Annotated in this window: 8 protein-coding genes; 6 read left to right on the forward strand and 2 right to left on the reverse strand. The window is 49.9% G+C overall.

Features of this window, described 5'->3' with window-relative positions; genetic code table 11:
* Positions 1-23: 23 nt before the first annotated feature.
* The 5 genes from murF to BWI97_RS06040 all read left to right on the forward strand — a co-directional run bounded on the left by murF (position 24) and on the right by BWI97_RS06040 (position 9,176).
* Positions 24-1,310: a UDP-N-acetylmuramoyl-tripeptide--D-alanyl-D-alanine ligase gene (gene murF / locus BWI97_RS06020; protein WP_102200362.1), complete on the forward strand. Its 1,287-nt coding sequence runs from the start codon at positions 24-26 to the stop codon at positions 1,308-1,310.
* Positions 1,311-1,926: 616 nt separating this feature from the next.
* Positions 1,927-5,745, forward strand: a complete 3,819-nt coding sequence (gene metH, locus BWI97_RS06025) for a methionine synthase (protein WP_102200363.1) — start codon at positions 1,927-1,929, stop codon at positions 5,743-5,745.
* 554 nt (positions 5,746-6,299) lie between these two features.
* The gene (locus tag BWI97_RS06030; RefSeq protein WP_233207766.1) at positions 6,300-7,328 is read left to right on the forward strand and encodes an MBOAT family protein; all 1,029 of its coding nucleotides are present in this window, start codon (positions 6,300-6,302) and stop codon (positions 7,326-7,328) included.
* A gap of 18 nt (positions 7,329-7,346) precedes the next feature.
* A complete protein-coding gene (locus BWI97_RS06035; RefSeq protein WP_102200364.1) occupies positions 7,347-8,219 on the forward strand; it encodes a hypothetical protein in 873 nt (290 codons plus the stop codon).
* Positions 8,220-8,270: 51 nt separating this feature from the next.
* Positions 8,271-9,176: an S-adenosyl-l-methionine hydroxide adenosyltransferase family protein gene (locus BWI97_RS06040; protein WP_102200365.1), complete on the forward strand. Its 906-nt coding sequence runs from the start codon at positions 8,271-8,273 to the stop codon at positions 9,174-9,176.
* Here the strand turns inward: BWI97_RS06040 and BWI97_RS06045 are convergent, their stop codons facing one another.
* Complete coding sequence (locus BWI97_RS06045; protein WP_102200366.1) at positions 9,177-10,283, reverse strand: XdhC family protein; 1,107 nt, start codon at positions 10,281-10,283, stop codon at positions 9,177-9,179. It lies immediately after the preceding gene.
* Positions 10,284-10,327: 44 nt separating this feature from the next.
* A complete protein-coding gene (locus tag BWI97_RS06050; protein WP_102200367.1) occupies positions 10,328-12,361 on the reverse strand; it encodes a TonB-dependent receptor in 2,034 nt (677 codons plus the stop codon).
* Positions 12,362-12,515: 154 nt separating this feature from the next.
* Here BWI97_RS06050 and BWI97_RS06055 point away from each other — a divergent pair, with 154 nt between their 5' ends.
* Positions 12,516-13,439 (forward strand): AraC family transcriptional regulator, encoded by a 924-nt coding sequence (locus tag BWI97_RS06055; protein WP_102200368.1) that lies wholly within the window; start codon positions 12,516-12,518, stop codon positions 13,437-13,439.
* The last annotated feature ends 145 nt before the right edge of the window (positions 13,440-13,584 follow it).

The following is a 13,584-nucleotide window of genomic DNA, read 5'->3' on the forward strand; positions in this document are numbered from 1 at the left end:
CTGACACCTTAAACGATCTATACATGATTGCAGACCTTTATCAAAAGTACCTGACTTGCAGCAGTGTTTCGATTGATACCCGCAAAATTGAGCCCGGAGCGATGTTTTTCGCGTTAAAAGGGGAAAAATTTGACGCGAATACCTTTGCCGCCCAGGCCCTGGCCAACGGAGCCGCCTATGTAGTGATGGATAATGCCGAATATGCGACCGATGAACGTTGTCTGGTCGTGCCGAATACGCTTCAGACTCTGCAACGGCTGGCTCTGTATCATCGGCGTACGCTGACCATTCCCGTCATCGGCATTGGTGGTTCAAACGGCAAGACGACAACTAAAGAGCTGACCCACCGTGTATTGGCGAAACGATTCCGGACATTCGCTACGCCCGGTAATTACAATAACTACATCGGCGTGCCGCTTACCCTGCTTTCCATGCCGGTGGGTACAGAAGTGCTTATCGTAGAACTGGGAGCCAACCAGAAAGGCGATATTGAAGAATTGGTGAACATCTGCGAACCCGGTCTCGGCCTCATCACCAATATTGGAAAGTCGCACCTGGAGGGTTTCGGTGGCTTGCAGGGCGTACGCGAAGGAGAGGGAGAACTCTACGATTTTCTGGTACAGACCAACGGCCTGATCTTTTTTCATGCTCAGGATGAAACGCTTGCGAGTATGCTGGAAGAACGGGGAGCAAAGAAGTTCAACCTGATTCCTTACCGCGACGACGTTCAGTTGCTGGAAACCAATCCGAACGTAGTATATGAAATAGGCGAACAACGCGTGGAAACGCACCTGATGGGGGACTACAACTTCATCAATATGCGGGCTGCTCTAACGCTGGGGAAATACTTTGGCGTAGCGGAAGCAGACATGCACGCGGCCATTGCGGGCTACGTGGCCGAAAATAACCGCTCCCAGATTTTACAGAAAGGTTCGAATACCATCTGGCTGGATGCGTACAACGCCAACCCAAGTTCAATGGCCGCTGCGTTGAAAAATTTCGAAGCCCTGGATGCGAAGAAAAAACTGGTCATTCTGGGCGACATGTTCGAACTGGGCGAAGAAGGGCCCCACGAGCACGAGCTGATGGGAAAATTGATTGCCGAATGCCACTTTGACTACGTACTTCTGGCGGGACCGCTCATGCAGAACGCCCTGAAATATTTGCCCCGGGCGTATTACTTCCCCGATAAATTCGGCCTACACGTCTGGCTGGAGGAACATCCCATGACGGATACGCATTTCCTCATCAAAGGTTCCCGCGGTATGGGGCTGGAAAGTACGCTGGGGATGATTGGGGGAGGGCTTTGAGTTTTGAGCGGCGGCCGCAGCCGTTTTCAGTTTTGAGTTTTGAGTTTTGAGTTTTGAGTTTTGAGTTTTCAGTTTTCAGTTTTCAGTTTTCAGTTTTCAGTTTTCAGTTTTCAGTTTTCAGTTTTTCTAGAGTAAAACCGGCAAAGATAGCGGGACGGGTTGTCCGTAGCATTTGCTACGGACGCAAAAGTTGGTAGGCTGTGCCTACCGGGCGGGACGATTCCCCGTATTGCATACGGGGCTAATCAAAGTGAACCCCTTCGGGGTTAGCTGGCGGTTTATAAAGTAATATTTGACTCGCTCACCCCGATTTAAACCGTCATGGAATGATCGGGGTGGAATGGTTTAACGTCGGTGACGCGAAGTGCGTTGATCTTTCGGGTCGCAAATTTGGAACAGCTTGTTGGGAAAACGGGGTTAAAAACCATGAAAAGGAAACCTGCGACGAAACTTTGTAATGACCCGGAGCACTATAAATCAATTCGCTATCGGTAGCTGCTACCCAAAACTCAAAACTCAAAACGCACAACGGTAAACTCTACCTATCTTTGCACGTTTATCTTTTCATACTTTCTGGACACAACGCCGACTCCGATCCGGCATCGTTTCGCAACCGATGACAACGATTCAAAAACCCGACATTCGCAGCCTTCTTAACAATCGTATTCTCGTGCTCGATGGAGCCATGGGTACGATGATTCAGCGGTATAAGCTGGAAGAAGAAGACTATCGGGGCTCTCGCTTTGCCGACTGGCCCCATCCCCTGAAGGGAAATAACGACTTGCTCGTACTGACCCGACCCGACATTATCAAAACGATTCACGCCGAGTATTACGAAGCCGGAGCAGACATCGTGGAAACCAACTCTTTTTCCGGTACCTGGATTGCCATGGCCGATTACGGCATGGAAGAGCTGGTCTACGAACTCAATTACGAGTCGGCCCGTATCGCCCGTGAAGTTGCCGATGAATTTACGGCTCGCAATCCGGACAAACCCCGGTACGTAGCTGGTTCGATGGGACCTACGAACCGTACCGCCAGCCTCTCGCCCGATGTGAACAACCCTGGTTACCGGGCCATCACTTTCGATCAGCTGGTGGGTGCGTATTACGAACAAACCAAGGCCCTGATCGAAGGCGGCAGTGATATTCTGCTGGTCGAAACCATCTTCGATACGCTCAATGCCAAGGCGGCTCTGTTTGCCATTGATACCTACTATCAGGACGTGACCCATGGAAAGTCGCCCTGGCCCGAACATATCCCGCAAGGACCCAAATTTGAAGTACCGATCATGGTATCCGGTACCATTACCGATGCCTCGGGTCGTACGCTTTCCGGACAAACGACGGAAGCGTTTCTTACCTCCGTATCGCATTTGCCGCTGCTTTCCGTAGGGCTAAACTGTGCCTTGGGAGCCGATCTGATGCGGCCGTATGTACAGACCCTGGCCGATAAATCACCCTTTTTTACCTCGGCCCACCCCAACGCGGGTTTGCCGAATGAAATGGGTGAATACGACGAGACGCCCGAGCAAATGGGTGAAACGATCAATGGCTTCCTGAACGACGGACTACTGAATATTATCGGTGGATGCTGCGGTACGACGCCCGGCCACATTCGCCGCATTGCGGAAATTGCTGCTACGCACCAGCCCCGACCCATTCCCGTCGAAGAACCCGTACTGAAACTATCCGGTCTGGAACCGATTGAGGTAACGAAGGAAAAGGTACTGTTTCTGAACATCGGAGAGCGTTGTAACGTAACTGGTTCGAAGAAATTTGCCCGTCTGATTCGGGAAAACAAGTACGACGAAGCCCTGAGTATTGCCCGGGAACAGGTAGAAACCGGAGCCCAGGTCATCGACGTAAACATGGATGAAGGGATGATTGACGGAGCGGCCGCCATGACCACCTTCCTGAATCTGCTCGCTGCCGAACCCGACATTGCCCGGGTACCCGTCATGGTCGATTCTTCCAAGTGGGAAGTGATCGAGGCGGGTTTGAAATGCGTACAGGGAAAAGCAATTGTGAACTCCATCTCCCTGAAAGAAGGCGAAGAGAAGTTTAAAGAATACGCCCGCACGGTGCAACGGTACGGAGCCGCCGCTGTAGTGATGGCTTTTGACGAAAATGGTCAGGCCGACAGCTACGAACGCCGGATTGAAATTTGCGAACGGGCGTACCGGATTCTGGTGGACGAAGTCGGCTTCCCCGCCGAAGACATCATCTTCGACCCCAACATTCTGACCGTTGCTACGGGAATCGATGAGCACAACAACTACGCCGTCGATTTTATCAACGCAACCCGCTGGATCAAAGAAAACCTGCCGCACGCGAAAGTTTCGGGTGGGGTCTCCAACGTATCGTTTAGCTTCCGGGGGAACGAACCCGTCCGCGAAGCCATTCACTCGGCCTTCCTGTACCATGCCATCAAAGCCGGTATGGATATGGGCATTGTGAACGCTGGTCAGCTAACGATCTACGATGAAATTCCGAAAGACTTTCTGGAACTGGTGGAAGACGTTTTGCTCAACCGCCGTCCCGACTCCACCGAACGCCTCGTAACGTTTGCGGAAACGGTGAAAGCCAAGGGGAAAACAGAAACGGGACCGGATAACTCCTGGCGGCAACTGCCCGTGAAAGAGCGGTTGGCCCATGCTCTGGTGAAAGGCATCGCCGATTTCATTGATGAAGATACCGAAGAATGTCGTCAGGCATACGCTCGCCCGATTGAGGTGATTGAAGGTCCGCTGATGGACGGGATGAACGTAGTAGGGGATCTGTTCGGAGCCGGAAAAATGTTCCTGCCGCAGGTCGTTAAATCGGCCCGGGTCATGAAAAAAGCCGTAGCCTACCTCCAACCCTTCATTGAAGCCAGTAAAGAAGCCGGATCTACAGCCGGACGTATTTTGCTGGCAACGGTGAAAGGCGACGTACACGATATTGGCAAGAACATCGTGGGCGTAGTACTAGGCTGTAACAATTACGAGATCATCGATTTGGGCGTGATGGTGCCAACGGATAAAATTCTGGAAGCGGCCAAGACGCACAACGTAGATATTATTGGATTGTCGGGCCTGATTACGCCGAGTCTGGATGAAATGGTGGGCGTGGCCAAAGAAATGGAACGGCAGGGTTTTAACGTACCCCTGCTCATTGGCGGAGCAACGACGTCCCGAATTCATACGGCCGTAAAAATTGATCCGCAGTACTCCGGACCCGTTATTCACGTACTCGACGCTTCCCGTTCAGTACCCGTAGCCGGACGTCTGACGCAGAGCGACGAATCAAGAGCGGCGGTACTTTCGAGCATCAAAGCCGAATACGCCAAGCTTCGCGAAGATCACGCCAAACGCAAATCGGACAAGAATTTTGTCAACATTGAAGCGGCTCGTCAGAATAAGGTAAACATCGACTGGGAGAGCTTCCAGGCTACCAAACCCCGATTCCTGGGTACGCGGGTGTTTGAAGACTATTCCCTGTCGGAAATTGCCCCGTACATTGACTGGACGCCTTTCTTTCAGACCTGGCAATTGCATGGCAAGTACCCCGCTATTCTGGAAGATCAGGTCGTAGGAGCGGAGGCGAAGAAATTATTTGAAGATGCTAATAATCTCCTGCTGGAAATCATTCATGACCAGTCACTAAAAGCAAGAGCTGTTGTGGGTTTCTGGCCCGCCAATAGTCACGAGGATGATATTATTCTGCATCCGTACGAGACCGTAAGCCGGGAAGTATCCTGCGAACGCCACGGCTCGCATACGCATCTGGAGTATCAGATCAGCCGGGCCAACCGATCGGGCGAAGAAGTTATTACTACGCCTGCTTTAGCTACGTTACATCATCTGCGTCAGCAAAGTCAGAAAGCAGCCAATCTGCCCAACTACTCACTAGCCGATTTCATTGCTCCGCTGGAAAGCGTGCATACAGATTATATCGGTGGTTTTGCCGTAACAACCGGAATCGGTATCGAAGCCCTGTTGGAAAAATACGAAAAAGACCACGACGATTACGGCAGCATCATGGTGAAAGCCATTGCTGACCGGCTCGCCGAGGCTTTTGCCGAATTGATGCACCAACGCGTTCGGAAGGAATTCTGGGGTTACGCTGCGAACGAAACACTGGAAAACCAGGATTTGATTGAAGAGAAGTACCAGGGCATTCGTCCGGCTCCTGGTTACCCGGCCTGTCCCGAACATACCGAGAAGCGGACGCTATTTGATTTACTGGGTGCCGAACAACTGGGTATTACGCTCACGGAAAGCTACGCCATGTATCCGGCCAGCTCCGTCAGTGGCTGGTATTTCAGTCATCCCGACAGCCGTTATTTCACCGTGGGTAAAATTCAGAAAGATCAGGTGGAGGATTACGCTAAACGCAAAGGAATGACGCTGGAAGAGGCCGAAAAATGGTTAGCTCCGGCGTTAGCCTATTAAGTTTACGCGGATATCTTAATCACAAAAAAGCTCCTTTCTTCATCGCTAAGAAGGGAGCTTTTTGTTTATGGTTAAAATTAGTAGTAACTATTGTTGATCATTTCAAAGAAAGTTTTACATTCGCTTACCAATTCACCTTCACCGCCTATCCAATGTTATTCAATAGTTACAGTTTTGTGCTATTGGTTTTGCTTACGTTCGGGTTGTATTACCTGCCCGTACGCACAAGAGCTGCCTGGCAACTTAGCATCTTAATTCTTTCCAGCCTGTTCTTTTATGGCTATTATCAGCCGCTATTAGTGCTTCTTTTACTGGGATCAGTAACGATTAATATTATATCCAGTTATCTCATTATTCATGGAGCAGCCTATTGCCATCTTTTACATAGCGTTTGGGGCGTAGTCGCTAATTTATCCATCCTTATTTTCTTTAAATATAGTTCCTTATTTGCTCATACATTTTTGCCAGTTCAAAGTGAAATAGGATCTTTTTTACTAAACTTACCTTTACCGATCGGTATTTCTTTCTTTACTTTTCAGGGAATTAGTTTGATTGTGGATACCTACCGGAACCGGAATAATGCAGCATACCGTCAGCTAATTCCTAAATCGATTGTGGAGCATAGCAAACGCGTTTTATTCTTTAAGGCCTTCTTTCCTCAACTGGTTTCTGGACCCATCGTTAAAGCTCATTTTTTTCTGCCGCAGATTGAAGAAAAATTTCTGCATTCGATTCGTTGGGAATACGTTTTCAAAAACCTGACGCTGGGGTATTTTTTCAAAATGGTAATCGCCGATAACCTGAAAGATCATACATCCATCATTACGTACCCCTATTTCGAGGCCGAATCTACGCTTACCTTGCTGATTGCGTTATTTGGCTACTCCATGCAGATTTTTGCTGACTTTGCGGGTTACTCACTCATCGCTCTTGGACTGGCCGCTCTGTTTGGGTATCAGTTTCCCATCAACTTCAACTTTCCTTATATCAGTACCTCATTTTCAGAGTTTTGGCGGCGATGGCATATTTCGTTGTCCAGTTTCCTGCGGGAGTATCTGTACATTCCCTTGGGCGGCAATCGAAAGGGAGAGGCACGTACCTGCCTGAATTTATTTCTAACCATGGTATTAGGCGGATTATGGCACGGAGCCGCCTGGAGTTACGCCGTTTGGGGAGCTTTTCACGGTTTAGCGTTACTTCTGGAACGCTATATAACGACTCATCTAAAAATCAGGGAAACCCGTATCAGTCAAATTTTTAAAGGAGGGCTTGTATTCAGTCTGGTAACATTAGGCTGGCTCTTGTTTAAATTGCCGGAGTTTTCCCACGTCGTTGCCTTTTTTAAAGCATTAACAACAAATTATAATCGACCCCTGAATACATTACCGGTAGCGTTAATACTTCTGTTTTCAATGCCTGTGATAGCCTACCATATCTGGTATGTATGGGGCGAACAATCGATGGAACGTATTTGGGTACAAAAACGACTCCTACAGGTTGAGCCTTATGTGTTAGGCTGTATGCTTTTTATGATTATTACGAACAGCGGTTCCAGTACAGACTTTATCTATTTTCAATTCTAAACCATACGTAGAACCTCTATGATTAGAACTTCTATTCTTACGACGGCCTTCTTACTGGTTTTATACAGCCTCTTTATTTATCTTAATACGGATCGAATCAAACGTACGGGTCAGAATCAATACGCACGGAATCTAGTTAGTGCGGAGGAATACCTGTACGAAAAGGGGCAGCGGGCGAATACCTTAATTCTGGGTTCGTCGCTTAGTACCCGGCTTTTAATGGATAGCTTACCCCATACTTATTACAATCTGGGTATGTCTGGACTGAGTGTTTATGATGGCTTAAATCTTTTAAAAAAGGCGGCTAAAAAACCCAAGACAGTGCTTATTGAAATGAATATCGTGTTACGGGATGCGAATACTGGTTTTACAGAAGATGTATTTCATCCAGCCCTTTATTCGTTGCGTCAATATGTTCCCGTACTTCGTAAAAAATATCAGCCCTTAGGTGTATTAAAAGCATTGTATCGCGATCAAACGCAGTCGGTAACGGATACAGCCTTATTTACGTTGCCTAAGGAAATATACGAGCGGGAAGTTCGAAACATCATGGCAGACTTTTCGTCTACGCACTATTTAACGCACTTTCAAAACAGATTTTCTATCCTGAAAAAGGAAATTCGGGAGCTGAGAGCCAAGGGGATTAAGGTAGTCTTTTTCGAAATGCCCGTGTATAGCAAAGCCAGTCAGCTGAAGATTCCAAGGTTGATTCGGGCCAACTTCCTGAGAAATTTCCCGCCGCATGAGTACGGCTATATTTCGCTGCCCCAGGAAGTGTATCAGACGACCGATGGCCTGCACCTGGCCGGAGCGGAAGCCCGCCGCTATACCCGGTATATACGCGAGCACATGACAAAACTACAAACGGTTCAGTATTCCAAAGTGAATTGATTACCGGCCCAAAACCGCGTAGTTTAGCAATCGTGGAATAACGTTTGAAGCATGAAACGATTGTTGTTAAAGAAGGGGCTATGCCTGTGGGCTCTGATTGTTTGGGTGAATCTTAGTTGGGCTCAGCAGAAGATCGTCGTTTTTCAGTCTGATTTTGGCTTGAAGGATGGAGCTGTTTCGGCCATGAAAGGGGTCGCGATGGGCGTTTCCACCGAGTTAAAGCTATTTGATCTAACCCACGAAATACCCGCTTATAACATCTGGGAAGCTGCGTACCGCCTCGAACAAACCGTGGGGTACTGGCCCATCGGTACCGTGTTCGTATCCGTCGTAGATCCGGGGGTAGGAACGGAGCGGAAGTCGGTCGTACTGAAGACGAAATCGGGCCATTTCATTGTCACGCCAGATAACGGAACACTGACGCTTCTGGCTGAATCGGCGGGTATTGCGGAACTACGGGAAATCAATGAGGCCGTCAACCGACGGAAAGATTCGGGGAAATCCTATACTTTTCACGGTCGCGATGTATACGCCTACACCGCCGCCCGTCTGGCCGCTGGCGTGATTTCCTTCCCGCAGGTAGGGCCTTTGTTACCGAAGCAGGTGGTATCGCTACCGTATCAAAAAGCGAGCCGGGAGGGGCAATCGCTGAAAGGGACCATTCCCATTCTGGACGTACAATACGGCAACGTCTGGACCAATATTCCGTCTGACTTGTTTCAACAACTGGGCGTTACGGCTGGGCAGTCCGTACGCGTCCGGATCTTCCATCGAAATCAAAAAGTGTATGAGGACACGCTGCCTTATGTGGAAACGTTTGGGGGAGTGGCCGAAGGCAAACCGCTCGTGTACCTGAACAGTCTCTTGCAGGTTGCCTTTGCCCTGAATCAGGGAAACTTCGCCGAAACCCATCACATCGGTAGTGGCGGCGAGTGGAGCGTGGAGCTTTCCCGGTAACTATTCGCTGTAAATGGGTCGACTCCGTCGCCGCAATAAGCCTCCTTCCCGATTTGAAAATACGGTCCGGATTTCGGCGAGAATGGAAAGGTCGATTTCTTCGGGAGTCGCTGCTCCCGTATCCAGTCCGGCGGGGCTGTAGGTTCGCTGGAGCTGAGGATCCGACAGGGGTTGTGCGGCTTCTTCCATCCGCTGAATCATCTTTTCAAACCGCTTGCGGGGACCCAAGAGGCCGATGTACGGAACCGTCGTGGTCGTTACGTAGCGATGGTAATTCCGGTAATCCGTCTCTAGGTCGTGAGCCATGAGGATCACGGCGGTATAGTCGTCGGGCTGTACTTCGGTATCTTTGGCTACTACGGCATCCGCCCACTGAAAAAGTACTTTGTTGATTTTCTGCGGATTACAGAAAACTGTCGTTAGCCAGCCCAATTCACGGGCCTGTCGTACCAGCGGGTAAATGTCATAATTGCCGCCGTGAATAAACAGGTGAATGGGCGGTAAAATCACCTCCAGCAATACGCAGACCGAGCCAAAAGAGCCCGAAAATTCCCGCGTATGCGACTTCTGACTATGCAGGGCCGTCCGAATCGATTCGCTCAACGCAGGCAACAGTTCCTGAACCGTGAAAAGGGCAGCGAACGAATCAGCGTCTTCAAACCGGTAAACCGAACCCAGCGGTAAGGTGTCCGACTGACTTTCCGTAACGGTTACGACTACGGAAGGACTGCGGCGATGAATCAACGGTTCCAGCTGTAACACCGCATTCGACGGATCATCCGCATTCAATGGACTCAGCAGTACGTCAATAATACCATTACAACCCAGCCCCACGCCGATCTGGTATGGATCGTCGTCGGTGGTATCGTAGGTGACCATGGCAGCTTTTCCGGTAGACATGGCCAAACGGGCCCGTTTCAGGGCATCGCCTTCCAGACAACCGCCCGAAATGCCACCCACCCACTGGCCGTCTTCGGTAACCAGCATACGGGCACCCACCCGTCGGTAGGAGGAACCCTCCACCCGAACGACCGTCGCCAGAGCGGCCTTTGTGGTCGTAAAATCAATCTTTTTATAGTGGTCGAGAATGGCTCTTATTTCTTTCATAGCAATAGGGACCCGCTTACTTAGGGACTAGGCGGGCATCCGACTTATTTCCCCAGGCGTACTTTTACGCCTCCAAAGAAAGTACGATCCATCGCCGGTTCAAAATAGCGACCTCCGGCGGCATTGATCTGTATGTTGGCAAAATAGCGTTGATTCAGAAGATTGTTGATGCCCACGAACGGTTCCAGTGACCAGTTGTTTCGCTTGATCTGCCAGCCCAGTCGCAGGTTGAGTAAGGAATACGCATCCGTCCGAACGGCATTGGCATCGTCGGCGTAGAAGGTACCGTTCCGGCGAAACTGCACAATGCCGTAGAAACCGGCGGGTCGGAAATACCGTACTTCGGCGTACCCAGAATGCGGCGGAATACCCGGCAACTGATTATTATCGAACGTACCCGAAGTGGTACTATAATTGAGGTATTTAAAATTGGAATACGTATAGTTAATGAAAGCCGTTAGCCCTTCGGTAACCTCTGCCGTCAGTCCCAGTTCCACACCCCGCCGGCGGGAATTTCCAGCGTTTCGGTAGAAGGTACGGCCCGGAAACTCAGTCAGCTGATACGGTACAATTTCACCGCGAACATTGACCTGAAAAACGGCGGCGTCTACTTTCAGCCAGCCAAACGTAGCTTTCGTACCCAACTCGTAATTGTAAGCCCGCATGGGTCCCAACTCCGGATTGAAACCGCCCAGGTTACTCGGATTATTGCCGAGTTCCGTCAAGGCGGGCGTTTCAAAGCTGGTTGAAAAATTGGCGTACACGCTGCGTTGCGGCTGATATTCCCAGTTTAGGCCCGCCGTAGGGCTAAAACGCTGGTAGGTGCGACGACCCGACTGATCGGCATCATTCAGGAAACGGTCTTTTACTTTCAATTGAATATCATCGTAACGGGTACCTACCGTCAGGGCTACGTTTTTACCGAAGCCAAATTCCTGCAACAGATACGCTCCGATGTTGCGAAAGGTTTCCACCTGATTGAGCGTTTCAGCACCACTGCGGCCCTCCTGATTGTCGTTTCGTTTGCGATTATCCTGCTGATTTTCAAGATCAACACCCGCTTTCAAACGGTACGAAACCGAACCAAACTGATCGGTATACTGATAGCTGGCTCCGCCGCCCGTAAAGTTTCGGACGAACTGCACATTGCCACCCGCCTGAAAAGCAAGCCGATTTTCGAAATCGCGGTTGGTCCAGAAGGCCCGTGCCTGTACCTGGTGTTTCGTACCCAGCGACTGATCATACACCACGGCGGTGCGGTGTTGCGTGGCTCCCGAGAACGCCTGGAACTGTACATTTTGCGGACGAGCCATCCGACGGTTCTGTTCCACCTGCGGCATCGTCAGCCCACCGGGGTCCTGAGCGGTGTTTTTCGCAAAGTTGTACAGAAGGGTTAGTTTGGCCGTAGCACTGAGTTCATGCTGGAATTTTACGTTGAAAAGCCAGTTGTTCATGGCGGCGTACTCGCGATACCCGTCCTGCTGATTGCGACTGGCATTGATGAGCAGGGACGAACGCTGCCATTTCTGACCGACCTTGATCTGGTACCGCTGAAATCCGTAACTGCCCGCAACGGCCTGAGCCTCGGCGAAGTTGCTGGTCGGCGTTTCAGTGGTGTAGGAAAGGATACCTCCCGATGCATTTCCGTACAAGGCCGAGGACGCTCCCCGAATGACTTCCAGCTGGCCCAGACTGCCCACGTCGAAATTATTGACTTTCGCCTGACCGTCGGGCGTGGATTCGGGAATGCCGTCGAGCAGAACTTTCAGGCCCCGAATGCCGAAAGAAGAGCGGGCTCCGAAACCCCGGATGGAAATGCGTAAATCCTGAGCGAAGTTGTCTGGATTCTGGGCAAATACGCCGGGGATAGCACCCATGGCATCGAATAACGAAAGCTGCGGCTGTCCCACCTGCAAGCGATACTGACTCAGCACCGATACGGCAAAGGGGCTACGGTTTTCGGCCACATTCAGTCGCGTGGACTGGATTTCAACGGGGTTCAGATTTCGCGTACGAAGGCTGTCCGATTGAGCCCACGTAAAGAAGGGTATACCAACAAAAAGTAAAGCAAGACGCATAAGAGGACGGAGGGCAATCCGTGTGAATAGATTTTGATACAGGAATAACTTTCAATCAATGCAAATCGTTTTATCTTATAAATAGAATAAATTGGATATTGTCGTTATCTTTCGGCATTAGAGATAAAGCTCTCACCCTTAAGATTTTAATGCTATGAAATCGGATTCACTGTTTGATCTCAGAAGTCATTTAAAAAATCGCCGGCTCGATCAGGTGGTTGAAAACCGAACGGCCTATACGCTGGATACGGCGGAACTTACGATCTACGAAACCCATGCTCAGGCCGAGGCCGTTGAACTAACCTTCCATAACCCGGTACTGACCAGCATGATTCGCGGTAAAAAAGTCATGCACCTGGATGATACGCCGGACTTTGATTATCACCCCGGTGAGTCGGTACTGGTACCGAGTGAAAAAACCATGCGAATCGATTTTCCGGAAGCTACGTTTCAGCGTCCGACGCAGTGTCTGGCTCTGGCGATTGCTCAGGATGAGATTACAAAATTTACGAACCAGCTCAACGAAACGGTACCGTTGATTGATTCGGCTTCGGGTTGGCGGTGGTCGGAAAGCAGTTTTTATTTTTCTAATACCTCAACGATCAACGCACTGATTGCCCGGCTCATCGACATTTTCACCGAAAACAATCCAGCTAAAGAATTCTTCGCCGATCTGGTACTGAAGGAACTGACCATTCGGCTCATCCAGACGCAGGCCCGTCGTCTGCTGCTGGATCAGGGACAAAAGCAGACCAGTACCAATCGCTGGGCCTATATCACGCAGTACATCCAGGAAAACCTGCACACGGCCTTCAACATACGTCAACTGGCAGATAAGGCATGCATGAGCGAACCTAATTTCTACCGGCAGTTTAAGGCTCAGTTTGGCCTGTCGCCGCTGGAATTTATCAATCAGCAACGCATCCGGCTGGCTCAGCAATTACTGAAGACTACCAGCCGCAGCGTCAGTGACATCAGCGTAACCTGCGGATTCAATAACCTCAACCACTTCCTGAAACTTTTTAAACGGTACAACCAGCTGACGCCGTTGCAGTATCGAGCTTCGGGGTTGGTTTGATAGTGTTTGGGTAGTTTGAATAGGTTTGATCAGGTTTGAAGCAGTTTAAAGTTTGAAAGGGTTGTAGTCGCTTGAGTGCTATAATCAGGCTTAGTGGGTTTCGTGAGGTTTACATTTTGATTAGCTATAGTTCTGAGTTGGTACT

The sequence above is a fragment of the Siphonobacter sp. BAB-5405 genome, from assembly GCF_002872335.1.
GTDB lineage: Bacteria > Bacteroidota > Bacteroidia > Cytophagales > Spirosomataceae > Siphonobacter.